General features: G+C 67.9%; 18 protein-coding genes. 15 read left to right on the top strand and 3 right to left on the bottom strand.

Annotation, left to right across the window (positions count from 1 at the left end):
- The first annotated feature begins 10 nt into the window (after nucleotides 1-10).
- Both mraY and murD read left to right on the top strand, forming a co-directional pair.
- Nucleotides 11-1093, top strand: coding sequence for a phospho-N-acetylmuramoyl-pentapeptide-transferase (mraY, locus tag ACU0DV_RS04690; RefSeq protein ID WP_100929872.1), 1083 nt, complete (start codon nucleotides 11-13; stop codon nucleotides 1091-1093).
- Nucleotides 1094-1124: 31 nt separating this feature from the next.
- Nucleotides 1125-2588 carry a UDP-N-acetylmuramoyl-L-alanine--D-glutamate ligase gene (gene murD, locus ACU0DV_RS04685; RefSeq protein ID WP_446241251.1) on the top strand — a complete coding sequence of 488 codons (1464 nt, stop codon included), beginning with the start codon at nucleotides 1125-1127 and terminating at the stop codon, nucleotides 2586-2588.
- Here murD and ACU0DV_RS04680 read toward each other — a convergent pair.
- Entirely contained in the window at nucleotides 2585-3769 is a 1185-nt protein-coding gene (locus tag ACU0DV_RS04680) for an NAD(P)/FAD-dependent oxidoreductase (RefSeq protein ID WP_446241250.1), read from the bottom strand. The two genes, murD and ACU0DV_RS04680, sit on opposite strands and share 4 nt — an antisense overlap.
- 227 nt (nucleotides 3770-3996) lie before the next feature.
- Between ACU0DV_RS04680 and ftsW the strand changes: the two genes are divergently transcribed.
- From ftsW to ftsA, 8 genes are all read left to right on the top strand, one after another.
- The gene (gene ftsW, locus ACU0DV_RS04675; protein WP_446241128.1) at nucleotides 3997-5163 is read left to right on the top strand and encodes a putative lipid II flippase FtsW; all 1167 of its coding nucleotides are present in this window, start codon (nucleotides 3997-3999) and stop codon (nucleotides 5161-5163) included.
- Nucleotides 5164-5253: 90 nt separating this feature from the next.
- Complete coding sequence (gene murG / locus ACU0DV_RS04670) at nucleotides 5254-6396, top strand: undecaprenyldiphospho-muramoylpentapeptide beta-N-acetylglucosaminyltransferase (RefSeq protein ID WP_283980683.1); 1143 nt, start codon at nucleotides 5254-5256, stop codon at nucleotides 6394-6396.
- A 13-nt stretch (nucleotides 6397-6409) separates the two neighbouring features.
- A complete protein-coding gene (gene murC, locus ACU0DV_RS04665) occupies nucleotides 6410-7807 on the top strand; it encodes a UDP-N-acetylmuramate--L-alanine ligase (protein ID WP_446241249.1) in 1398 nt (465 codons plus the stop codon).
- Nucleotides 7808-8003: 196 nt separating this feature from the next.
- Nucleotides 8004-8258 (top strand): DUF2484 family protein, encoded by a 255-nt coding sequence (locus ACU0DV_RS04660; protein ID WP_446241127.1) that lies wholly within the window; start codon nucleotides 8004-8006, stop codon nucleotides 8256-8258.
- A gap of 365 nt (nucleotides 8259-8623) precedes the next feature.
- Entirely contained in the window at nucleotides 8624-9547 is a 924-nt protein-coding gene (murB, locus tag ACU0DV_RS04655; protein WP_370313291.1) for a UDP-N-acetylmuramate dehydrogenase, read from the top strand.
- A gap of 285 nt (nucleotides 9548-9832) precedes the next feature.
- The gene (locus ACU0DV_RS04650) at nucleotides 9833-10747 is read left to right on the top strand and encodes a D-alanine--D-alanine ligase (protein WP_370313290.1); all 915 of its coding nucleotides are present in this window, start codon (nucleotides 9833-9835) and stop codon (nucleotides 10745-10747) included.
- Complete coding sequence (locus ACU0DV_RS04645) at nucleotides 10735-11634, top strand: cell division protein FtsQ/DivIB (protein WP_446241126.1); 900 nt, start codon at nucleotides 10735-10737, stop codon at nucleotides 11632-11634. The genes ACU0DV_RS04650 and ACU0DV_RS04645 overlap by 13 nt, the downstream gene beginning before the upstream one ends.
- Nucleotides 11635-11665: 31 nt before the next feature.
- Nucleotides 11666-12994: a cell division protein FtsA gene (gene ftsA, locus ACU0DV_RS04640; RefSeq protein WP_005856862.1), complete on the top strand. Its 1329-nt coding sequence runs from the start codon at nucleotides 11666-11668 to the stop codon at nucleotides 12992-12994.
- Between the two features lie 276 nt (nucleotides 12995-13270).
- On the opposite strand, the gene ACU0DV_RS04635 is transcribed toward ftsA, so the two are convergent.
- Nucleotides 13271-13648 carry a hypothetical protein gene (locus ACU0DV_RS04635; protein ID WP_446241125.1) on the bottom strand — a complete coding sequence of 126 codons (378 nt, stop codon included), beginning with the start codon at nucleotides 13646-13648 and terminating at the stop codon, nucleotides 13271-13273.
- Between the two features lie 445 nt (nucleotides 13649-14093).
- On the opposite strand from ACU0DV_RS04635, the gene ftsZ reads away from it, so the two are divergent.
- From ftsZ to recN, 4 genes are all read left to right on the top strand, one after another.
- The gene (ftsZ, locus tag ACU0DV_RS04630) at nucleotides 14094-15734 is read left to right on the top strand and encodes a cell division protein FtsZ (protein WP_100929883.1); all 1641 of its coding nucleotides are present in this window, start codon (nucleotides 14094-14096) and stop codon (nucleotides 15732-15734) included.
- A gap of 532 nt (nucleotides 15735-16266) precedes the next feature.
- Nucleotides 16267-17196 (top strand): UDP-3-O-acyl-N-acetylglucosamine deacetylase, encoded by a 930-nt coding sequence (gene lpxC, locus ACU0DV_RS04625; RefSeq protein WP_446241124.1) that lies wholly within the window; start codon nucleotides 16267-16269, stop codon nucleotides 17194-17196.
- A gap of 232 nt (nucleotides 17197-17428) precedes the next feature.
- A complete protein-coding gene (locus ACU0DV_RS04620) occupies nucleotides 17429-18283 on the top strand; it encodes an outer membrane protein assembly factor BamD (RefSeq protein ID WP_100929885.1) in 855 nt (284 codons plus the stop codon).
- A gap of 36 nt (nucleotides 18284-18319) precedes the next feature.
- Entirely contained in the window at nucleotides 18320-19972 is a 1653-nt protein-coding gene (recN, locus tag ACU0DV_RS04615; protein ID WP_446241123.1) for a DNA repair protein RecN, read from the top strand.
- Between the two features lie 207 nt (nucleotides 19973-20179).
- Here recN and ACU0DV_RS04610 read toward each other — a convergent pair whose 3' ends face one another.
- Nucleotides 20180-21553, bottom strand: coding sequence for an FAD-binding oxidoreductase (locus ACU0DV_RS04610; RefSeq protein ID WP_446241122.1), 1374 nt, complete (start codon nucleotides 21551-21553; stop codon nucleotides 20180-20182).
- Between the two features lie 144 nt (nucleotides 21554-21697).
- Here ACU0DV_RS04610 and ACU0DV_RS04605 point away from each other — a divergent pair, with 144 nt between their 5' ends.
- The gene (locus ACU0DV_RS04605; RefSeq protein ID WP_446241248.1) at nucleotides 21698-23305 is read left to right on the top strand and encodes a chloride channel protein; all 1608 of its coding nucleotides are present in this window, start codon (nucleotides 21698-21700) and stop codon (nucleotides 23303-23305) included.
- The last annotated feature ends 54 nt before the right edge of the window (nucleotides 23306-23359 follow it).

Here is a 23359-nt window from a genome sequence, read left to right as displayed (position 1 = left end):
AGGACCAAGCATGCTTTACTGGCTGGCCGAACTCAGTGACGGCGGCGATCTGTTCAACCTGTTTCGCTACATCACATTCCGGGCCGGTGGGGCCTTTCTGACCGCGCTGGTCTTCGGCTTCCTCTTCGGGCTTCCGCTGATCAACGTGCTGCGCAAGCGGCAGGGCAAGGGGCAACCGATCCGTACCGACGGGCCGGAGGGCCACTTCGTCAAGGCGGGCACGCCGACGATGGGCGGACTGCTGATCATCGGTGCGCTGGTGACCTCGACCCTCCTTTGGGCGCGGCTCGACAACCCGTTCGTGTGGATCGTGCTGTTCGTCACCATGGCCTTTGCGGCCATCGGCTTTGCCGACGACTACGCCAAGGTGTCGAAGCAGAACTCGGCCGGTGTGCCAGGCAGGGTGCGTCTGCTCCTCGGCTTCATCATCGCCGGGATCGCCGGGTTCTGGGCTGCGGCCTATCACCCGACCGAACTGAGCTATCAGCTGGCCCTGCCGATCTTCAAGGACACGCTGATCAACATGTCCTTCCTGTTCATCCCCTTCGCGATGTTCGTGATCGTGGGCGCGGCCAACGCCGTGAACCTGACGGACGGTCTGGACGGGCTGGCGATCATGCCGGTGATGATCGCGACCTCGACGCTGGGGATCATTGCCTATGCGGTGGGCCGGGTCGACTTTACCGAGTACCTCGACGTGCACTACGTGCCCGGCACCGGCGAGATCCTGATCTTTGCCGCGGGCGTGGTCGGCGGGGGCCTCGGTTTCCTGTGGTACAACGCGCCGCCGGCGGCGGTCTTCATGGGCGACACCGGGTCGCTCGCCCTTGGCGGGGCGCTGGGGGCGATTGCCGTGGCGACCAAGCACGAGATCGTGCTGGGCATCGTCGGCGGGCTGTTCGTGGTGGAGGCGCTGAGCGTCATCATCCAGGTGCTTTACTTCAAGCGGACGGGCAAGCGGGTGTTCCTGATGGCGCCGATCCATCACCACTACGAAAAGAAGGGCTGGGCGGAGCCGACCATCGTGATCCGCTTCTGGATCATCTCGCTGATCCTCGCCATCATCGGCCTTGCGACGCTGAAAGTGCGTTGACGCAAAGGGGCGCGCGTGCCGCGCGCGCAGTCTGTCTCGTCATCGGCCTGCGGCCTCTTCCTCGGGCCGCCCGTGGCCTCTCTGGGAGCGTAAGATGATACCTGTTCAAGGGTTTGAAGGTGCGACCGTCGCGGTTCTCGGGCTGGGACGGTCCGGTCTGGCCGCGGCGCGGGCGCTGCGCGAGGGCGGTGCGCAGGTGGTGGTCTGGGACGACACCCCCCGGGCACGCGAGGCGGCAGAGGCGGAAGGCTTCGCCGTGCGCGAACTGACCCGGGAGGGGGCCTTCGACGACGTGGCCTGCCTTGTCACCTCGCCCGGTATTCCGCACCTCTATCCCGCGCCCAACCCGGCGACCGCCGCGGCGCTGAAAGCGGGTGTGCCGGTCGACAACGACATCGGTCTTTTCTTCCGCTCCATCGGTGCGGATTTCGACAGCTTCGAGCGGCCGCCGCGCGTTGTCGCGGTGACCGGGTCGAACGGCAAGTCGACGACCTCGGCGCTGATCCACCACATCCTGACCGCCAGCGGACGCAGCAGCCAGCTTGCGGGCAACATCGGGCGCGGCGTGCTGGACATCGACCCGCCCGAGGATGGCGGGGTCGTGGTGCTGGAGCTGTCGTCCTACCAGACGGAACTGGCGCGGGCGCTGACCCCGGACGTGGCGGTCTTTACCAACCTCTCGCCCGATCACCTCGACCGGCACGCCGGGCTTGGCGGCTATTTCGCGGCCAAGCGGCGGCTCTTTGCGGAGGGCGGGCCGGACCGCTGCGTGATCGGCGTGGACGAGATCGAGGGGCAGTTCCTGGCGGGGCAATTGGCCGAGGGGCGCGCCGACGACCGGGTGATCCGGGTGGCGACGCAGAAGCTGACGGGGCCGGGCTGGATGGTCTTTGCCCGCAAGGGGTTCCTGGCGGAATGGCGCAAGGGGCGGCAGATCGCATCGGTCGACCTGCGCGACGTGTCCGGTCTGCCCGGCGCGCACAACCACCAGAACGCCTGCGCCGCCTGGGCGGCCTGCCGGTCGCTGGGCCTTGGCCCGCGCGAGATCGAGGCGGGGCTGCGGTCCTTTGCCGGGCTGCCGCACCGGTCGCAGCGCATCGCCGAGGCGGGCGGGGTGATCTTCGTCAACGATTCCAAGGCGACGAACGTGGATTCCGCGCTGAAGGCGTTGCTGGCCTTCGACCGTATCCGCTGGGTCTGCGGCGGGCTGATGAAGGAAGGCGGGCTTGCGGCGCTGGCGCCGGGGCTGGGCCACGTGGCGAAGGCCTACGTGATCGGACGCGAACCGGAGGGGTTTGCCCTGCAACTGGGCGGCGTCGAGGCGGAGCTCTGCGGCACGATGGAGCAGGCCGTGGCGCGCGCGTCAGAGGATGCGCAGCCCGGAGAGGTTGTGCTGCTGGCGCCCGCTGCGGCGAGCTTCGACCAGTACGACAACTTCGAAAAGCGCGGCGAGGATTTTGTGGCGCAGGTCCAGAAGGTTCTGGGGAAAGCCTAACGTCCGCCGGCAGCGATGGCCTGTCCTGCCGCTACGGCGGAGGACCACGCCCACTGGAAGTTGTAGCCGCCCAGCCAGCCGGTGACGTCGACCGCCTCGCCGATTGCGTACAGTCCCGGAAGGTGCTTGGACATCAGCGTTTTGCTGTCCAGTCCTTCTGTGGATATGCCGCCCAGCGTGACCTCTGCCGTGCGGTAGCCTTCGGTGCCGGTGGGTTTCAGCTGCCAGTTGTGCAGGCGGTCGGCCAGGGCGTCGATGCGCTTGTCCGAGAGATCGGCCAGGTTGACGGTCGGCTGTTCCTCCAGCGGCAGGAAACCCACGAGTTTCGAGGGCAATAGCGCAGACAGTTCAGTCGAGAGCGCCCGCCGGCCCGCCTCCTGACGCTTTGCCTTGAGCACGGCGGGCAGGTCCGTGCCGGGCAGGAGGTCGACGCTCAGCGCCTCGCCCTCGCGCCAGTAGCTGCTGATCTGGAGGATGGACGGGCCGGAGAGCCCGCGGTGGGTGAAAAGCAGCGCCTCGTCGAAGGAGGTGCCCCCGGCGGACACCCTTGCGGGGACGGAGACACCCGCCAGCGGCGCAAACGGCTGGCCGTCGAAGGTGAAAGGGACAAGGCCGGGGCGCGTCGCCACCATCTGGTGGCCGAATTGCCGGGCGATGTCGTAGGCGAGGCCCGTGGCGCCCATCTTGGGAATGGACTTGCCACCCGTCGCCAGCACGAGGACGGGCGAGATAACCTCGACCCTCTGGCCTTCCCTCTCGAGGGTCACGCGGAAACGGCCGTCCGCGTGGGTCACGTCCAGCACCTGCGTCTGCAGCCAGAGCCGGGCGCCCGCCTTCTCCATCTCGGCCCGCAGCATGGCCACGATCTGGGTCGCCTTCTCGTCGCAGAAAAGCTGGCCCAGCGTCTTTTCGTGCCATGCGATCCCGTGGCGCGAGACCAGCTCGACAAAGTCCCACTGGGTGTAGCGCGCCAGGGCCGATTTGCAGAAATGCGGGTTCTCCGACAGGAACTTGTGCGGCTCGATCTCGAGGTTGGTGAAGTTGCAGCGACCGCCGCCGGAGATGCGGATCTTCTCGCCCGGGGCCTTGGCGTGATCCACCACGATCACGTCCGGCCCGGCGTGGGCGGCGGCCATCATGCCCGCGGCCCCGGCCCCGAGGACCAGCGCCCTGCATTCCATCCGTCCGCCAGCCATTCCCTACGCCGCTCCCGGTTTCTCTCTGCCCAGATACCCCCGGAACCGCCCCGGGGCAAAGTCGCGTGACGGGGTTCTGCGCGCCTGTGCGGCGCCCCCGACACGAAGCGCGGCCATACCGGGATTTTTCTGGAGTTGGAATGTCTTCTGCGATACACTTCCCACCAGACCCGGAAAAACGGGCGTTCCTGAGACAGACGAGCGGTGCTCTCATGACAGAAATGGTTTACGGCGCGGTCCCGGTCACGGGCGGCGAACCCGTGCTGCCGAAATGGTGGCGCACGGTCGACAAATGGAGCCTGTCCTGCATCCTGACGCTGTTCGCGGTCGGGATCCTGCTGGGACTGGCGGCCTCTGTGCCGCTGGCGGAACGCAACGGGCTGAACCCGTTCCACTACGTGCAGCGGCAGGCCTTCTTCGGCGGGCTGGCGATGATCGCGATGATGCTGACCTCGATGATGTCGCCGACCGTGGTGCGCCGGCTGGCGGTGGTCGGCTTCCTCATCAGCTTCGTGGCGCTGGCCTTCCTGCCGGTGCTGGGCACGGACTTCGGCAAGGGGGCGGTGCGCTGGTACAGCCTCGGCTTCGCCTCCGTCCAGCCGTCGGAATTCCTGAAACCCTTCTTCGTCATCGTCGCGGCATGGTTCCTTGCCGCCGGGCAGGAGCTGAGCGGCCCTCCGGGGCGGCTCTATTCCTTCGTGATGATGGTGACGATCGTGCTGATGCTGGCGATGCAGCCGGACTTCGGTCAGGCCTCGCTGATCCTGTTCGCCTGGGGTGTGATGTGGTTCGTGGGCGGTGCGCCGATGGTGCTGCTGGTGGGGCTTGCCGGCCTCGTGGTGGTGGCCGGTACGCTGGCCTACAACTCCTCCCAGCACTTCGCCCGTCGGATCGACGGCTTCCTGACCCCCGAGGTCGACCCGACCACCCAGCTTGGCTATGCCACCAACGCCATCCGCGAAGGCGGCTTCTTCGGCGTGGGTGTCGGCGAGGGCACGGTGAAATGGTCGCTGCCTGACGCGCATACCGACTTCATCATCGCCGTGGCGGCAGAGGAGTACGGCCTTGTCATGGTGCTGGTCATCCTCGCGCTTTACGCGACCATCGTGGTGCGCAGCTTCATCCGGCTGATGCGCGAACGCGACCCCTTCATCCGGCTGGCCGGGACGGGGCTGGCGGCGATCTTCGGCGTGCAGGCGATGATCAACATGGGCGTGGCGGTGCGGCTCCTGCCGGCGAAGGGCATGACCCTGCCGTTCGTCAGCTACGGCGGCTCCTCCCTGATTGCCGGGGGGATCGCCGTGGGGATGCTTCTTGCGCTGACACGCGCCCGTCCGCAGGGTGAAATCGGCGATATCTTGCGCGCCCGCGCGCGCTGAACGCAACATCCGCGCCCCGGCGCCCCCGGCGTTATGGACGCAGACGGGGCGCTGGTATAAGGGCCGCGGATACGCGTATAGGAGATCGGGATGGCGGAGCGACGGCCCTTGTTGGTCATGGCGGCGGGTGGCACCGGGGGACACATGTTCCCCGCGCAGGCCCTGGCCGAGATCATGCTGGACCGCGGATGGCGCGTGAAGCTGTCCACCGACGCCCGCGGCGCCCGCTATACCGGCGCCTTCCCGGAGGGTGTCGAGATCGAACAGGTGCCCTCTGCGACTTTCGCGCGGGGCAACGTGCTGGCCAAGGCGGGCGTGCCCTTCAAGGTCGCGGGCGGGGTGCTCTCGGCGGTCCGCAAGATGCGGCGCGACCGGCCCGACGTGGTGGTGGGCTTTGGCGGCTACCCGTCGATCCCGGCACTGACGGCGGCGTGGCTTCTGAAGCTGCCGCGCATGATCCACGAGCAGAACGGCGTCCTTGGCCGGGTGAATGAGATCTTTTCCAAGAAGGTCGACCTGGTCGCCTGCGGGACCTGGCCCACGGCCCTGCCGGAAGGTGTCGAAGGTGTCCATGTGGGGAACCCGGTGCGCGCCTCCGTTCGGGAACGGGCGGGGGCGGGGTACATCGCGCCGGGGCCGTACCCGATGTCGATGCTGGTGATCGGCGGCTCGCAGGGGGCGCGCATCCTGTCGGACGTGGTGCCCCCCGCCATCGCCGCGCTGCCGCTGGACATGGTGCGCAACCTGCGCGTCAGCCACCAGGCGCGCGACGAGGACGGCGAACGGGTCGCCACCTACTATGCAGAGAACGGCGTGCAGGCGGACGTGCAGCCCTTCTTTCACGACCTGCCCGCGCTGATGAGCGAGGCGCAACTGGTGATCTCGCGCTCTGGCGCGTCGTCGGTGGCGGACATCTCGGTCATCGGGCGGCCGTCGATCCTGATCCCCTACAAGGTCGCGGCGGGGGACCACCAGACGGTGAACGCGCAAGGGTTGGTCGATGCGGGGGCCGCGATCCGCATCCCGGAGAGCCAGCTCAACATCGAGAGCCTAAAGGACTCGATCGAGGCGATCCTGACGGACGAACAGGGCGCGATCCGCATGGGGCAGGCGGCCCTGTCGGTATCGAAACCGCAAGCGGCGGAACATCTGGCCGCGCTGGTCGAAGAACTGGCGGGCTACAGGACACAAGAAAAGGAAGATGAGGCGGGACATGAAGGATTTGACCATTGAGCGGAGCGCCTGCATGACCGGCGCGACCAAGCTGCCCGGCGACGTGGGCGCGATCCATTTCGTGGGGATCGGCGGCATCGGCATGTCGGGCATCGCCGAGGTTCTGCTGAACCACGGCTACACCGTTCAGGGCTCTGACCTGAAGGCTTCGAAGATCACCGAACGGCTGGCCGGCATGGGCGCGAAGGTGTTCGAAGGCCAGCGGGCCGACAACCTCGAAGGTGCTGATGTCGTTGTGATTTCCTCGGCGATCAAGCCGGGAAACCCGGAGCTGGACGAGGCCCGGCGCCGCGGTCTGCCGGTGGTGCGCCGCGCCGAGATGCTGGCCGAGCTGATGCGCCTGAAGTCGAACGTCGCCATTGCCGGGACCCACGGCAAGACGACCACGACGACCATGGTCGCGACGCTTCTGGACGCGGGCCGGTTCGATCCGACCGTGGTCAACGGCGGCATCATCCATGCCTATGGCTCCAACGCGCGGATGGGGCAGGGCGAATGGATGGTGGTGGAGGCCGACGAGAGCGACGGCACCTTCAACCGCCTGCCCGCCACCATCGCCATCGTCACCAACATCGACCCGGAGCACATGGAGCACTGGGGCTCGATCGAGAACCTGCGGCAGGGCTTCTACGACTTCGTGTCGAACATCCCGTTCTACGGTCTGGCAGTCTGCTGCACCGATCATCCGGAGGTGCAGGCGCTGGTCGGCCGTGTGACCGACCGCCGCGTGGTGACCTACGGGTTCAACGCCCAGGCCGACGTGCGGGCCATGGGGCTGCGCTACGAAAAGGGCGTGGCGCATTTCGACGTGCACTTCCAGGTCTCGGGTGAGGTGATCGAGGGCATGACCCTTCCGATGCCCGGAGATCACAACGTTTCCAATGCCTTGTCCGCCATCGCGGTGGCGCGTCACCTTGGCATGACGGGCGAGGAGATCCGGTCGGCGCTGGCGGCGTTCGGCGGTGTGAACCGGCGTTTCACCAAGGTGGGCGAGGTCAACGGCGTCACGATCATCGACGACTACGGCCACCACCCGGTGGAGATCGCGGCGGTGCTGAAGGCCGCGCGGCAGGCCTCCGAAGGGCGGGTCATCGCCGTGCACCAGCCGCACCGCTACACCCGCCTGCACCACCACTTCGAGGAGTTCTGCTCCTGCTTCAACGAGGCCGACGTGGTTGCCATCGCAGAAGTCTATGCCGCCGGCGAAACCCCCATCGAGGGCGCGACGCGCGACGATCTGGTGGCCGGGCTGGTGCGTCACGGCCATCGCCACGCGCGGGCGCTGCGCGACGAGGACGACCTGGAGCGGCTGGTCCGCGAGCAGGCTCAGCCGGGCGACATGGTGGTCTGCCTTGGCGCGGGCACGATCTCGGCATGGGCGAACGGGCTGGCGGCGCGGCTGGCTAAGTGACCGCTGGACGCCGGGAATAGGCTTTTGAAATCAGATGGATGGACGCGCGGGGTTCCGGCCCGGTGTCACGGAAGGGCCCCCATGCGGGGCCCTTTTTCGTTGCAATTCACGGCTTCGTTTGCGCCCCGAGGCTTGCGCATTCCGGCATATGCAGGCACAGTCATCGCGCCTGCGGGGGCAAAAAGGAGTAGGAGCCATGACGCTCTCATTGACTCTCGCGTGCCTCTGGGCAGTGGCCGCGAACATCGCAGCGATGATCCCGTCTTCCGACAATCACTGGACCCGTGCCTACCTGCTGATCGCAGCCGGAATCCCGCTTGTGGGCTACGTGACCTATGAAAACGGGCCGTGGATCGGGCTGGCCACGCTGGTGGCCGGGATGAGCCTGCTGCGCTGGCCGGTGTATTACCTCGCAAGCTGGGGCCGCCGCGTCCTGTGGCGGACGGAGTGACCCGCGCGGTCGCTTGACGATTGCCCCTTAAGGCACCGTCCGCTGGGACGGTTTCGCCCCCTTAACGAAGCGCGCGGTCGGGTTGATCCACCGTGCGCAGGGCCGCGTGGCACCAGATGTGGTGGCACCGGACGGCCCTGGCACGACCATCCTTCAAATCGTTAAGATCCCAGCGGCCCGCGTTACCGGCGATCCGGCCGGTTCGGGGTGTCGAAACGGCCGGTTGGTAACCTTTTGCCCTGCGCCGGGTGTTGCGCGCCGGAAATGTGGTTAACGGGCGGGTTTGTCGCGGGCATTGGCCGGTATTCGCGCGTCCACGCGCAAGGCCCGTTGCGCCCGTCCCGCGGCGGCGGTAGCAGGTCGTCATGACATATTCCCTGCCCGAAACCCGGGGGCGGCTGACGCCCGACCGGCCTCTGAACGATCTTACCTGGCTGCGTGTCGGCGGGCCCGCGGACTGGTTCTTCCAGCCGGCGGACCATGACGACCTGTGCGCGTTCCTGGGCGCGCTCGATCCGAATGTGCCGGTCTTTCCGATGGGGGTCGGGTCGAACCTGATCGTGCGGGACGGCGGCCTCCGGGCGGTGGTGATCCGGCTGGGGCGCGGATTCAACGGGATCTCGGTCGAGGGCACGCGGGTGACCTGCGGGGCGGCGGCTCTCGATGCGCATGTGGCGAAGCGGGCGGCGCAGGCGGGGGTCGACCTGACCTTCCTGCGGACCATCCCCGGCAGCATCGGCGGGGCGGTCCGGATGAACGCGGGCTGCTACGGGTCCTACGTCGCCGATCACCTGGTGGAGGCGCGGGCCGTCACGCGGGACGGCGAACTGGTGAGCCTGTCGCCCGACGCGCTGGCCTTCGGCTACCGGTCGAGCAACCTGCCCGAGGGCTGGGTGCTGGTCGAGGCGGTGTTCGAAGGTGCCGCGGGCGATCCGGAGGCGCTGGAGGCGCGGATGGAAGAGCAGCTGGCCAAGCGCGACGCCACCCAGCCGATCAAGGAGCGGTCGGCGGGCAGCACCTTCCGCAACCCGGCGGGCTATTCCTCGACCGGGCGGGCGGACGACACGCACGACCTGAAGGCGTGGAAGGTGATCGACGATGCCGGGATGCGGGGGGCCACGCGGGGCGGGGCGCAGATGTCGCCGAAGCACTCGAATTTCCTGGTGAACACTGGTGGCGCGACGGCGGCGGATCTTGAAGGTCTGGGCGAGGACGTGCGCGCGAAAGTGCGCGAACAGTCGGGGATCGAACTGATCTGGGAGGTCATCCGGATCGGCGATCCGGGCTGATCCGGCACGGTTTCCGGCGTTTCGGGAAGGATTGCGCCGGGCGGGCGGACTCTGCCGCCTGCTTTTCGGCAGCTTGGGGCCGAATCGTGAGGCCATAACCGCGAAAAAGAGTTTTCCAAGCCCGAATAAAGGCGTTACACTCACTACTTGCGGGGCTGTTGCGCCCACGCCAAAGGCGGACATTCCCGGCGGTCGAGACAACAACAGCGGACCGGCGGGACGCGACCACAGGCAGGTTGCATTACAAACATGGGGGTGAACCCCCGGGAAAAAGGCAGTTTTGGGATGTCGAGCAGGACACTCCCGAAAGTGGCGGTGCTCAAAGGCGGACCCTCGGCGGAGCGCGAGGTTTCGCTGGTTTCCGGACGGGAATGTGCCGCCGCTCTGAGGGGCGAAGGGTACGAGGTGATCGAACTGGACGCGGGGCCGGATGTGGTCGAACGTCTGAAGGAGATTGCCCCGGACGTGGTTTTCAACGCATTGCACGGGCGCTGGGGCGAGGATGGCTGCATCCAGGGCCTCCTGGAGTGGCTTCGGCTGCCCTATACGCATTCCGGCGTGCTGGCCTCGTCGCTGGCCATCGACAAGGAAAAGACGAAGGCGGCCTATCGGACGGCGGGCCTTCCGGTTGCGGAAAGTTTTCTCGCGACCAAGGCGGAGGTCATGGCGGCGCACGTCATGCCGCCGCCCTACGTGGTGAAACCCTACAACGAGGGATCGTCGGTCGGCGTCTACCTCGTCCACGAGGAGGCCAACGGCCCGCCGGTGCTGGACGACAAGATGCCGGAGAGGGTCATGGTCGAACAGTTCGTGCCGGGGCGGGAACTGACCGCGACCGTCATGGGCGGGCGGGCGCTTGGCGTGACGGAGATACTGACCGACGGCTGGTACGACTACGACGCGAAGTACAAGGAGGGCGGGTCGCGGCATATCTGCCCGGCGGAGCTGCCGCAGGAGATCAACGACGCCTGCATGGATTACGCGCTGCGCGCCCACGAGGCGATCGGCTGCCGGGGCGTGTCGCGCACCGATTTCCGCTGGGACGACACGCAGGGGCTGGCCGGGCTGCGGCTCCTGGAGACCAACACCCAGCCGGGGATGACGCCGACTTCGCTGTCGCCGGAACACGGGCAGCTGGCCGGCATGAGCTTTGGCCAGTTCTGCGCGTGGATGGTGGAGGATGCCTCATGCGACAGATAAACGTGCCCGAGACCGACACAGGAATGGCGCGGCTGGACCCGCGCATGAGCCGGATGAAGTACCGGCTGGAGCGGCTGATGCTGACGCCGCTGTTCCGCTTTTCGCTACGGGTGGTGCTGCCCTTCGCGCTGGCCTTTGGCGGCGTGACGGCGTGGTTCTCGGTCGAGGCGAACCGCACGGCCTTTACCCTGATGGTGGCGGACGTGCAGGCGGCGGTGCAGAACCGCCCGGAATTCCAGGTGAAGCTGATGGCGATCGACGGCGCGACCGAGGCGGTGGCAGAGGCGATCCGCGCGGAACTGGCGCTGAACCTGCCGATGTCGAGCTTCGACCTGGATCTGGACGAGATGCAGCTGAAGGCGGGCGCGCTGGACGCGGTCAAGAAGGTCGACCTGCGCATCCGGCAGGGCGGCGTCCTGCAGATCGACGTGGTGGAGCGTGTGCCGGCGGTGCTGTGGCGCGGCCCCGAGGGGCTGGTGATGCTGGACGAGACCGGCATGACGGTCGGCCCGGCGGCGTCGCGGGCGGAACGCGTGGACCTGCCGGTGATCGCGGGCGAGGCGGCGGAAGAGGCGGTGCCCGAGGCGCTGCGGCTCTGGGCCGTGGCCGGGCCTCTGAAGGAGCGGCTGCGCGGGTTCGAACGGATCGGCGCACGGCGCTGGGACGTGGTCCTCGACCGCGACCAGCGGATCATGCTGCCCGACAAGGGGGCCGTGCAGGCCCTCGAACGGGTGATCGCGATGGCGATGGCGCCGCAGGTGGACCTGCTGGCGCGCGACCTCGTGGCGGTGGATCTGCGGCTGCCCCGGCGGCCGACGATCCGGATGAGCGAACATGCCACCGAAGAGATGTGGCGTATCAAGATGATAGAGGCAGGCCAGCAATGATGTTCCGGCAGACTTCGGAGGATGATGGGCAATGATCGAACTGTACGAGTCCCAGCGGGCGATGCGGAACATGCGTCGCGCGGCGATGCAGCGGGGTGTGATCGCCATCCTGGATGTGGGCACGTCCAAGATCGCCTGCCTCGTCCTGCGGTTCGACGGCACGGAAACGCGCGACGACGGCATCGGGCCACTGGCCGGGCAGTCCGGGTTCCGGGTGATCGGCGCGGCCACCACACGGTCGCGCGGCGTCCGCTTTGGCGAGATCAGCGCCATGGGCGAGACCGAGCGCGCGATCCGCACCGCCGTGCAGGCGGCGCAGAAGATGGCGGGCATCCGCGTCGACCACGTGATCGCGGCGTTCTCGGGCGCCGATCCGCGCAGCTACGGTCTGGCCGGGCAGGTGGAGGTGATGGGTGTCACCGTCGACGAGCAGGACGTGGCCCGGGTGCTCTCGGCCTGCGATGTGCCGGACTTCGGCCACGGCCGCGAGGTGCTGCACGCGCAGCCGGTGAACTTCGCGCTGGACCACCGTTCCGGCCTGATCGACCCGCGCGGCCAGATCGGCACGGAGCTGTCCTGCGACATGCACATGCTGACGGTCGACGCGCAGGCGATCCAGAACCTCGCGCATTGCGTGAAGCGCTGTGACCTCGAACTCGCCGGGCTTGCGTCCTCGGCCTATGTATCGGGCATCGCGGCGCTGGTGGAGGACGAGCAGGAGCTGGGCTCTGCCTGCATCGACATGGGCGGCGGCACGACCGGCATCTCGATCTTCATCAAGAAGCACATGATCTATTCCGACAGCGTGCGGATGGGCGGGGACCACGTGACCTCGGACATCTCCATGGGGCTGCAGGTGCCGATGGCGACCGCCGAGCGGATCAAGACCTTCTACGGCGGCGTCGAGGCCACCGGCATGGACGACCGCGAGATGATCGAATGCGGCGGCGAGACCGGCGACTGGGAACACGATCGCCGGACGGTGAGCCGGGCGGAGCTGATCGGCATCATGCGCCCGCGCGTCGAGGAGATCCTCGAGGAGGTGCGGGTGCGGCTGGACGCGGCGGGCTTCGACCATCTGCCGTCGCAGCAGATCGTGCTGACCGGCGCGGCCTCGCAGATCCCGGGTCTGGACGGGCTGGCGTCGAAGATCCTGCGCCAGCAGGTGCGGCTGGGCCGCCCGCTGCGGGTGCACGGGCTGCCACAGGCGGCGACGGGTCCGGGGTTCGCCGGGGCCGTGGGCCTGTGCCTCTTCGCGGCGCATCCGCAGGACGAATGGTGGGATTTCGAGATCCCCGTGGACCGTTACCCGGCACGCTCCTTCAAGCGCGCCGTCCAATGGTTCCGCGACAACTGGTGACAGGATTTTCTCCGAAAAATCCTGTCACGGCCGGGAGGTCATGTTTCCGCCAGGAAACGTGACACCGGCACGGTGCCATTCCGGGCGGGACGTCGAGGATTTTCTCCGAAAAATCCTGTTGCGGCCGGAAGGTCATGTTTCCGGCAGGAAACGTGACACCGGAGCAGGGACGGGTCGGACGGGGCGCACAGGATTTTCGTCTAAAATCCTGTTGCCTCGGGGCAGTCACGCCTGCGGCGCAAGCGTGTCGCCACAGGCGCTTCGGGAACGCCGCAATCAGCCGCTGATCGTGTAGGTGAAGGACGTGCCGTCGTCCTTCGCCATGGTGACGGTGTTGCCGCTGAAGGTCACGCTGCGGCAGCCGGTGCCCGCCCATTCGGCGGGTTCGGTCAGGGTGCGGCACCACTTGCCGTCCCGGATCTCCCACGTGCCGCGGGTGATCTCGCCGGTGCTTTCCTTGCCGAGCAGCCGGCCGTCGGCGGTCAGGGCCATGGTGGACCCGGCGTTGGAGAGGGTCTTGCCGGCCAGCCGCCCCCTGAGTTGCAGGTCGGCCTCGGTGGGGGCTGCGGCCTCGGGCGCGGTGGCGGGGACCGGCGCGGTGGTGCAGGCGGTCAGAAGACAAATCGGCAGCGCCATAAGGGCAAATCGCGTCATGATATGGTCCTTTGTTCAATGAAAACGGAAAATGTCGTGCTTTCACGCCTACAACAGGCCACCGCCGCGTTCAAAAATTTTTTGGCGGGAGAGGACATTTCGCCCCGTGACAGAACCCGCCCGCCCTGTTAACAAGCATGTGGATAACAGCGGGAAATCCGCGGCCGGAGGATCGGGCAGGATCCTTGAAACACCACAGTTGAGTCGCCGCCCTGCGGGTGGTGGCTTTGTCGTGCTTGTGCCAAGTATGCCGCGGACCACACGATATCGCGCTTTCGGCGAATACTCGCGGAAATGGGCCGGAAATGTGGCATATTTGGTGGATAACTGCTGATTTTTGCGTGACGATCAGGGTTGCAGTGAGTAAACTGAACCCTAACAGGCCAACGACGTGCCTGGACGGGTCGAAAAGACACACACGACAAGAACACAGGCGGACGACACCATGGCACTGAACCTATCCATGCCCGGACAGGATGAATTGAAGCCGCGCATCACGGTCTTTGGCGTGGGCGGGGCAGGCGGCAACGCTGTCAACAACATGATCGAAAAGAACCTCGAAGGCGTGGACTTCGTGGTGGCCAACACCGACGCACAGGCGCTGCAGCAGAGCATGTCTCAAAGCCGCATCCAGCTGGGCGTGAAGGTGACCGAGGGCCTTGGCGCAGGGGCGCGGGCATCGGTCGGCGCGGCGGCGGCCGAGGAGTCGATCGAACAGATCGTGGATCACCTCGCCGGCGCTCACATGTGCTTCATCACGGCGGGCATGGGCGGCGGCACCGGGACGGGTGCGGCGCCGATCATCGCTCAGGCAGCACGTGAACTTGGCGTGCTAACCGTCGGCGTTGTCACGAAACCTTTCCAGTTCGAAGGCGCCAAGCGGATGCGCCAGGCAGAGGAAGGCGTCGAGACGCTGCAGAAGATGGTCGACACGCTGATCATCATCCCGAACCAGAACCTCTTCCGGCTTGCCAACGAAAAGACGACCTTCACCGAGGCGTTCTCGATGGCCGACGACGTGCTCTATCAGGGCGTCAAGGGCGTGACCGACCTGATGGTCCGTCCGGGCCTCATCAACCTCGACTTCGCCGACGTGCGCGCGGTCATGGACGAGATGGGCAAGGCGATGATGGGCACCGGCGAGGCCGAGGGCGAAGATCGCGCGATCCAGGCGGCCGAGAAAGCCATAGCGAACCCGCTGCTGGACGAGATCAGCCTCAAGGGCGCCAAGGGCGTGCTGATCAACATCACCGGCGGCGCGGACCTGACCCTGTTCGAACTGGACGAGGCGGCGAACCGCATCCGCGAGGAAGTGGACCAGGACGCCAACATCATCGTCGGCTCGACGCTGGACGAAGGCATGGGCGGCCTGATGCGCGTGTCGGTCGTGGCGACCGGTATCGATGCGTCGGACAACGTCGGCGACATGCCGGTGCCGCGCCGCAAGCTGTCCCAGCCGCTGCGCCAGCAGGAAGCGGAAGCCGCACCGGCGCCCGCTCCGCAGCAGCGCGCCCCGGAGCAGGTCGTCGCACAGACGGCGCCCGCAGCGCAGCCCGTGCAGGCGCCGCTGTTCGGTGAGCTGGACGCAGAGCGCGCCGCAGCCCAGGACGAGATGGAAGACATCTTCGAGGACGAGGCGCAGACCCCGGCCGCCCCGGCAATGCAGGACGACGGCCTTCCGCCGCCGGCCTACCAGCCGCAGGTCGCCGATTTCCGTCCGCAGCCGGACAGCATCGAAGCCGATCCGAACGATTTCATCGCACCGCGCAAGCCCGCCCCAGGCGTGCCGAGCCCGGACACGCTGGACCGCCTGAAGGCGGCCGCCGCCCGGACCCGCGAAGAGACCGTCCGCCAGCACGGCGCCATCCCGGCGCATGCGTCGGAGGAGAAGCCGCGCTTCAGCGTCAATTCGCTGATCGGCCGGATGACCGGGCACGGCTCCGAGAACGCGCAGCCGCAACAGCAGCCGGCACGCCGCCAGCCGCCGATGCAGGCGCAGCGTCCCGCTCCGGCCCCGGCGCCGGAGGCCGATCCGGAAGAAGATCGTATCGAGATCCCGGCCTTCCTGCGCCGCCAGGCGAACTGAGGCGGACACGGCACTACCCTCGGCCCGCCCGAGACCCTCGTGGACGGCGCCCTCTGGCAACAGGGGGCGCCTTTCCTTTTTCTTTACCTTTGTGTGGGCGCCTGTGTGACCGGGCGGGCCGCGTTAACGCGAAGGTCGCGGCCTAAATCCCTGACGCCTCTTGGGCTTCTTCCGGTGGCGCTTCAGGAATCATGAGGTGCGGGGCTCGTGGACGTGAATGGCGGTAACGAACCGGCCGATCCACGGTTTTTCGCGCGGTCTCGGCGCCCTTCTGCAACAAAGGTGCAAAATCGCGGTCACATTGGCGGCGCAGGCGCCTGATAAAACCGCGCTCAGGCCGGCATATTTCCCTATGCATTCCAGAGGGTTGTCCTGAGTGTGCACCTGCAGCGGCGGGGGGGCGCCTAGGGGGGCGGGGGGATGTTTCACTCGGTTACAATCTTTGATTTGAGACCGGAGCCGCCTGCGCTTTATCCCATTGTACAAGGACGCGCCTGTCAGACGGTGCGCATCACAAATTCGGGAAGTCGACGTGCAAACAACCATCCGCTCAGCGATCAGCTTCGACGGCATCGGCCTGCATTCCGGCCGACCCGCGCGCCTGACCATCCGTCCGGCGGTGGTGAACCGTGGTATCTGGTTCAAACGTACCGACGTCGACCTTGGCGACACGATGATCCCGGCGCGCTGGGACAACGTCGTGCGCTCGCCGCTCTGCACTCTGATCCAGAACCGGGCGGGCGTCTCCGTCTCGACCGTGGAACACGTGATGGCGGCGCTTGCCGGCTGCGGCGTGCACAACGCACTGGTCGAGATCGACGGCCCCGAGGCGCCGATCCTCGACGGGTCGAGCGTGCCTTTCGTGCGCGGCATCCTGAACGTGGGCCTGCGGGCGCAGGGCGCCCCTGTGCGCGCCATCGAGATCCTGAAGCCGGTCACCGTGGAAACCCAGGGCGGCTGGGCCCGCCTGTCCCCGTCGAAGACCGGGCAGGGGCTCGACATGGTGTTCCGCATCGACTTTGCCGACGCGGCCATCGGTGTGCAGGAAAAGCGCCTGAACCTCGCCAACGGCACCTTCGTGCGCGAGCTGAGCGACTGCCGCACCTTCTGCCGTGCCTCCGACGTGGACGCGATGCAGAAGGCGGGCAAGGCGCTTGGCGGCACCTATGAGAACGCCGTTGTGGTCGATGGTGACAAGGTCCTGTCGCCGGGCGGTTTCCGTCACGCCGACGAGGCCGTGCGCCACAAGATGCTGGACGCGCTGGGGGATCTGGCGCTGGCCGGTGCGCCGATCCTTGGCCTCTACGAAGGGCACAAGGCCGGGCACGCCATGACCAACGCGCTGCTGCACGCGCTGTTCGCCGATGCACAGGCCTGGCGCTTCGTGGACTGCGACGCGGCGACCGCGGCGACGCTGCCGGGCGCAGGTGTCGTGCTGGACGAGATCCCGGCCGTCGCCTGACCCGCTTATCCACATCAACGATGACGTATATGTGTACTGCGCCGGTTGGAGAAACCGGCGCTTTCCACATCTTGCGGAATGCCCTTGCGTCCACCGGCAATATCTTGCGATGGATTGGCAGGGGCACCGCCAATAGGGCGTTTTGCCCGCTGATTTTCTGTGCTAGACCCTGCGCAACGGGGCCTTTATGCAGGTTGGCGCAAAGGGTTCGAAAAGAACGAAGGACGGTGTCATGACAGGGGGCAGATCGCGGGCTTTGGTGTTCGGGGTGAGCGTAGCGGCTCTGCTGTTGTCGGGCTGCGGAGAACTCAAGCGCAAGGACATCGGGCCGGACGGCCAGCCGCTGGAAACCTACACGGCCAAGCAGATCTACGAGCGCGGCGAATACGAGATGTCGCGCAAGGACTACGAGGACGGCGCGTTCTATTTCGGCGAGGTCGAGCGGCTTTATCCCTATTCGGACTGGGCCAAGCGTGCGCTGATCATGCAGGCCTATTCCTACCACAAGAACAAGGACTACGAGAACGCGCGCGCCGCGGCGCAGCGCTATATCGATTTCTATCCGGCGGACGACGACGCGGCCTATGCGCAGTACCTGCTGGCGCTCAGCTACTACGACCAGATCGAGCTGGTGGGCCGGGACCAGGGCCTGACGTTCCAGGCGCTGCAGGCGCTGCGCGCGGTGATCGAGCGTTATCCCGACAGCGAATACGCGCGCTCCTCGATCCTGAAGTTCGACCTCGCCTTCGATCACCTCGCGGGCAAGGAGATGGAGATCGGGCGCTACTATCTGAAGCGCGACCACTTCGGCGCCGCCATCTCGCGGTTCCGCGTGGTGGTGGAGGACTTCCAGACCACGACCCACACGCCGGAGGCGCTGCACCGGCTGGTGGAGGCCTACCTGTCGCTGGGTCTGGTGGAAGAGGCGCAGACGGCCGCCGCGATCCTCGGCTACAACTACCAGTCGACCGACTGGTACGAGGACAGCTACGCGCTTCTGACGAAGCAGGGGCTGGAACCGCGTGCGTTCGAAAACAACTGGCTCGGCAAGGTCTATCGTCAGATGGTGCGCGGCCAGTGGCTTTGAGGGGCGGTGGGCTGAACACCCACCCTACGGCTGGACATGCTTCGGGCGCTTGAAATCCGCGACATGCTGATCATCGACCGGCTGGATCTCGACTTCCAGCCCGGTCTCAACGTGCTGACCGGCGAGACCGGGGCCGGGAAGTCGATCCTTCTGGATTCGCTGGGATTCGTGCTGGGCTGGCGCGGGCGCGCCGAACTGGTGCGCGCGGGCGCCGAGCAGGGCGAGGTCGTGGCGGTCTTCGACCTTGCGCCGGACCATGCGGCGCGCGGCGTGCTGGAGGAGGCCGGGCTGCCCGCGGGCGACGAGCTGATCCTGCGGCGGGTGAACACGGCGGACGGGCGCAAGACCGGCTGGGTCAACGACCGGCGGGTGTCGGGCGACGTGCTGCGGCAACTGTCGGACACGCTGGTGGAACTGCACGGGCAGCACGACGACAAGGGCCTGCTGGACCCCAAGGGGCATCGCGCGATCCTGGACGACTATGCCGGGGCCGAGGACCTGCAGGCGGAGGTTAGGGAGGCCTGGCGCGCGCTGGCGGCGGCCCGGAAGGGGCTGTCGGACGCGCAGAAGGCGATGGATGCGGTGCGGGCCGAAGAGGGCTTCCTGCGCCATTCCGTGGCCGAGCTGGATGCGCTCGCCCCCGAAGAGGGCGAGGAAGAGGCGCTGGATTCGCAGCGCCGGACGATGCAGGCCGCCGAGAAGATCCGCGAGGACATCGCGCAGGCCTCTGCCGCCTTGGGATACGAGGGCGCGGAGGGCGCGATGTCGGGCGCGCTGCGCTGGCTGGAAGGGGCTGCGGAGAAGGCGTCGGGCCGGCTTGATGCGCCGATCGAGGCGCTGGTGCGCGCCATGGCGGAGCTGGACGAGGCGGCGCGCGGGGTGGCGGATTGCCTCGAGGCGCTGGATTTCAATCCGGCAGAGCTCGAGTCCTGCGAGGAAAGGTTGTTCGCGATCAGGGGGCTGGCGCGGAAACATCAGGTGATGCCCGACGAGTTGCCGGGGCTGGCCGCATCGCTGTCGGAACGGCTGGAGGCGCTGGATGCGGGCGAGGCCAGGCTGGGCGAGTGGCAGAAGGCGATCCGCGAGGCGGAGGCGCGGTTCGACGATGCGGCGGGCCGCCTGACCGCCCTGCGCCGCGATGCCGCCCGGCGGCTGGACGCGGCGGTGGCGGCGGAGCTTGAGCCGCTGAAGATGGGCCGCGCGGTGTTCGAGACAGAGGTGGCCGAGGCCACGGCCGGGCCGGAGGGCCGCGACGCGGTGACCTTCCGCGTGGCCACAAACCCCGGCGCGCCTGCCGGGGCGCTGAACCGCATCGCCTCGGGCGGGGAGCTGTCGCGGTTCCTGCTGGCCCTGAAGGTTGCGCTGCACGTTCAGGCGGGGCAGGGCGTGACGATGATCTTCGACGAGATCGACCGCGGCGTGGGCGGGGCCACCGCCGACGCGGTGGGGCGGCGCCTGAAGGCGCTGGCCGATGGCGGGCAGGTTCTGGTGGTGACGCACTCGCCGCAGGTGGCGGCGCTTGGCGCGCACCACTGGCGCGTGGCGAAACGGGTCGAGGACGGGATGACCCTGTCGGAGGTCGTGGCGCTGGACGCGGGCGCGCGCGAGGCGGAACTGGCGCGGATGCTGTCGGGCGACACGGTGACGGACGCGGCGCGGGCCGCGGCACGGTCGCTGCTGGCAGGCTAGGCGCGGCCTCCGGGCGCCCCGACCGGCGACCTTGCGGTCCCCGGCGGCCCACCCTCCCGGCCACGCCCCGGCCTGGCGTGGTGCCGGGTGAGGCGCGGGCAGGCTGTCATCTTGCACAATGCGCTTCGCGCGGCCCCCAACATTCTGTCCCCGGTGTCCCCTGCAGGGAGGACACCGCGTTTCCCGGCCGTCGAGGGCAGGGGGCCGTCAGTTGCCGGGCACCAGCTTGCCGGGGTTCATGATGCCCGTGGGGTCGAGCGCGTTCTTCAGCATGCCCATGACGGTCCAGGCGGCGCCGTGCTCTGCCTCCATGAAGGGTTTCTTGCCCACGCCCACGCCATGTTCGCCGGTGCAGGTGCCGCCGAGGCGCAGGGCGCGCTCGGCCATGCGGGCGGAGATCCCCTTGGCCTCGTCGAGGTCGGAGGGCTTGTCGGGGTCCAGCAGCAGGATTGCGTGGAAGTTGCCGTCGCCCACGTGGCCGAGGATCGGCCCGCTGATGCCGGAGGCGGCGATGTCGGCCTGCGTTTCCTCGACCGCGCGGGCCAGTTCGGAGATCGGCACGCAGATGTCGGTCACCACGGCACGGGCGCCGGGGCGCGAGGCGAGGATCGCGTAATAGCCGTTGTGCCGCATCGCCCAGAGCGCGTTGCGTTCCTCGGTCCGCGAGGACCAGCGGAAGGCGGAGGCGCCGTGGTCGGCCACGATCTCGGCGAAGCGTTCGGCATCCTGCGCGGTCGATTCCGGCGAGCCGTGGAATTCCACCATGAGGTGCGGCTGTTCGGCCATGTCGGCGCCCGCGTAGGCGTTGAAGGCGCGCGCGGTGGCGGCGCAGGCGAACTCGATCCGGGCGAGGGGGAGGCCCATCTGGATGGTCTCCATCACCGCGGTCACGGCGGAATCCATGTCGGGGAAGGCGCAGATGCCCGCGGAGATCGATTCAGGGATGCCGTGCAGGCGCAGGGTCAGCTCGGTCACGAGGGCGAGGGTGCCTTCGGAACCCACGAGCAGCGCGGTCAGGTCGTAGCCGGCGGAGGACTTGCGCGCGCGGGTGCCGGTGCGAATCACGGTGCCGTCGGCCAGCACCGCCTCGAGCGCCAGGACGTTGGAGCGCATGGTGCCGTAACGGACGGTGGTGGTGCCGGAGGCGCGGGTCATCGCCATGCCGCCGATGGAGGCGTTGGCGCCGGGGTCCACCGGGAAGAACAGGCCGGTGGCGCGCAGCTCCTCGTTCAGGGCCTCGCGGGTGACGCCGGGCTCTACGGTCACGTCCATGTCGGCGGGGCGGATCTCTGTCACCCTGTTCATGCGGGTGAAGTCGACCGAGATGCCGCCGCGCAGCGCCTGGGTCTGCGCCTCGAGCGAGGTGCCCGCGCCGAAGCCAACCAGCGGCACGCCGTGGGCGTGGCATATCTGCGCGATGCGCGACACTTCGGCGGTGTTTTCGGGATATGCGACCGCATCGGGGGCGATGGGCGGGAAATAGGACTCCGATCCGGCATGGGCGTCCAGATCGGGCTTGGACCGGCTGAGACGTTCGCCTAGGAAGGCCTGCAAGTCGTCGAGCGCCTGTTCGATAGGCATCTTGGTCTCCGGTGAGTGACAGGAGGCCACCTTACCGGGCGACGCGGGGCGGGGAAACCCGCGGGTTTGGAGGAGAAGGCCGTGCCGGGCGTATTCGCGCAACACCTTGCCACCATCAGGGGCGACTTTTCGCGCGGCTGGGACATGATCCGTCACAACGGGCCGGGACAGGTCAGTTTCTGGTTCATCGCGCTGTTCCTCGGCATGGTGTCGGGCTTTGCCGCCATCGGCTTCCGCTTTGCGGTCGAGACCCTGCAGGCGGCGGTCTACGGCACGCGCGACGTCAACATGCTGGCGAGCTGGGCAGGCGAGCTGCACTGGGCCTGGGTGCTGGTGATCCCGGTGCTGGGCGGCATCGCGGTGGGGGCGCTGTTGCAGAAGTTCACGCCGGACGGGCGGGTGCGGTCGGTCGCCGACGTGATCGAGGGCGCGGCGCTGAACGACGGCCGGGTGGAAAGGCGCGCGGGCGTGGTCTCGGTGCTCTGTTCGTGGATCACGCTGTCGACCGGCGGCTCCACGGGACGGGAGGGGCCGGTGGTGCACATGGCCTCGCTGGCGGCCACGTGGGTCGCGAACCGGATGAAGGTGGACGGCATCACCGGGCGCGACCTTCTGGGCTGCGCGGTGGCGGCGGCGGTCTCTGCCTCGTTCAACGCGCCGATTGCCGGGGCGCTGTTCGCGCTGGAGGTGGTGCTGCGGCACTTCGCGCTGCACGCCTTTGCGCCCATCGTGGTGGCGAGCGCGGCGGGCACGGTGATCAACCGGCTGGTCTATGGCGACGTGACGGAGTTCACCCTGCCGGGGACGACGGTGGTGGAGTTCTACCTCGAGTTGCCGGCGTTTTTCCTGCTTGGGCTGGTCTGCGGGATCGTCGCGGTGATGATGATGCGGGCGATCTTCTTTGCCGACGACGTGGAGACGGCCCTGCAGAAGAAGCTGGGCCTGCCCTACTGGCTGCGCCCGGCGGTGGCGGGGCTGCTGCTGGGCGGCATCGCGATCTTCTATCCGCATATCATCGGGGTGGGCTACGAGACGACCTCGCGCGCGCTGACCGGCAACCTGCTGATGTGGGAGGCCGTGGTCTTTGCGGTGATCAAGGTCACGGCGGTGTCGATCACCATGGCGGGCCGGATGGGCGGCGGGATCTTCTCGCCGTCGCTGATGGTCGGGGCGCTGGTGGGGCTGGCCTTCGGCCATGTCGCCACGGGGATGGCGCCGGACATGTCCTCAGCCTTCACGCTCTATGCGCTGGCGGGGATGGGTGCTGTGGCGGCGGCGGTGCTGGGGGCGCCGATCTCGACCACGCTCATCGTCTTCGAGCTGACCGGGGACTGGCAGACGGGACTTGCGGTGATGGTGTCGGTGTCGATGTCGACCGCGCTGGCGAGCCGGGTGGTCGACCGGTCGTTTTTCCTGACGCAGCTGGCGCGGCGCAAGGTGCAGCTGGCGGCGGGACCGCAGGCCTACCTGCTGGCGATGTTCCGGGTGCAGGGGGTGATGCGCAGGCCCGACGACGAGCGCGCCGCCGACGAGGAGGCGTGCCTGCGAATGATCGAGCGCGAGCTGTTCGTGCAGTCGACGGCGACGCTGGAGACCGCGCTGCCGATGTTCGACCGCTCCGGCGTGGCCTTCCTGCCGGTGGTGAAGATGGAGGACGGGGTGCCGGTGTTCCAGGGCGCGCTGTTCCACGTCGACGCGCTGAAGGCCTACAACCGGGCGCTGGCGGCGACGGCGGAGGAAGAGCATTCCTGAGGGGTTTCGCCCGCGCGGTGCGCAGGCGATCCGCCGGGGGCTGCGCCCCCGGCG

The organism is Sagittula sp. (assembly GCF_052825245.1).
Note: the sequence above shows the minus strand (reverse complement) of the source record. Positions and strands in the feature narration are given on the sequence as shown.

Excerpts from the sequence above, each read along its gene's own strand:
- mraY (WP_100929872.1), top strand. The coding sequence starts at position 11 with ATGCTTTACTGGCTGGCCGAACTCAGTGACGGCGGCGATCTGTTCAAC.
- ACU0DV_RS04680 (WP_446241250.1), bottom strand. The coding sequence starts at position 3,769 with ATGGAATGCAGGGCGCTGGTCCTCGGGGCCGGGGCCGCGGGCATGATG.
- ftsW (WP_446241128.1), top strand. The coding sequence starts at position 3,997 with ATGACAGAAATGGTTTACGGCGCGGTCCCGGTCACGGGCGGCGAACCC.
- murG (WP_283980683.1), top strand. The coding sequence starts at position 5,254 with ATGGCGGAGCGACGGCCCTTGTTGGTCATGGCGGCGGGTGGCACCGGG.
- murC (WP_446241249.1), top strand. The coding sequence starts at position 6,410 with ATGACCGGCGCGACCAAGCTGCCCGGCGACGTGGGCGCGATCCATTTC.
- ACU0DV_RS04660 (WP_446241127.1), top strand. The coding sequence starts at position 8,004 with ATGACGCTCTCATTGACTCTCGCGTGCCTCTGGGCAGTGGCCGCGAAC.
- murB (WP_370313291.1), top strand. The coding sequence starts at position 8,624 with ATGACATATTCCCTGCCCGAAACCCGGGGGCGGCTGACGCCCGACCGG.
- ACU0DV_RS04650 (WP_370313290.1), top strand. The coding sequence starts at position 9,833 with ATGTCGAGCAGGACACTCCCGAAAGTGGCGGTGCTCAAAGGCGGACCC.
- ACU0DV_RS04645 (WP_446241126.1), top strand. The coding sequence starts at position 10,735 with ATGCGACAGATAAACGTGCCCGAGACCGACACAGGAATGGCGCGGCTG.
- ftsA (WP_005856862.1), top strand. The coding sequence starts at position 11,666 with ATGATCGAACTGTACGAGTCCCAGCGGGCGATGCGGAACATGCGTCGC.
- ACU0DV_RS04635 (WP_446241125.1), bottom strand. The coding sequence starts at position 13,648 with ATGACGCGATTTGCCCTTATGGCGCTGCCGATTTGTCTTCTGACCGCC.
- ftsZ (WP_100929883.1), top strand. The coding sequence starts at position 14,094 with ATGGCACTGAACCTATCCATGCCCGGACAGGATGAATTGAAGCCGCGC.
- ACU0DV_RS04620 (WP_100929885.1), top strand. The coding sequence starts at position 17,429 with ATGACAGGGGGCAGATCGCGGGCTTTGGTGTTCGGGGTGAGCGTAGCG.
- recN (WP_446241123.1), top strand. The coding sequence starts at position 18,320 with ATGCTTCGGGCGCTTGAAATCCGCGACATGCTGATCATCGACCGGCTG.
- ACU0DV_RS04610 (WP_446241122.1), bottom strand. The coding sequence starts at position 21,553 with ATGCCTATCGAACAGGCGCTCGACGACTTGCAGGCCTTCCTAGGCGAA.
- ACU0DV_RS04605 (WP_446241248.1), top strand. The coding sequence starts at position 21,698 with ATGATCCGTCACAACGGGCCGGGACAGGTCAGTTTCTGGTTCATCGCG.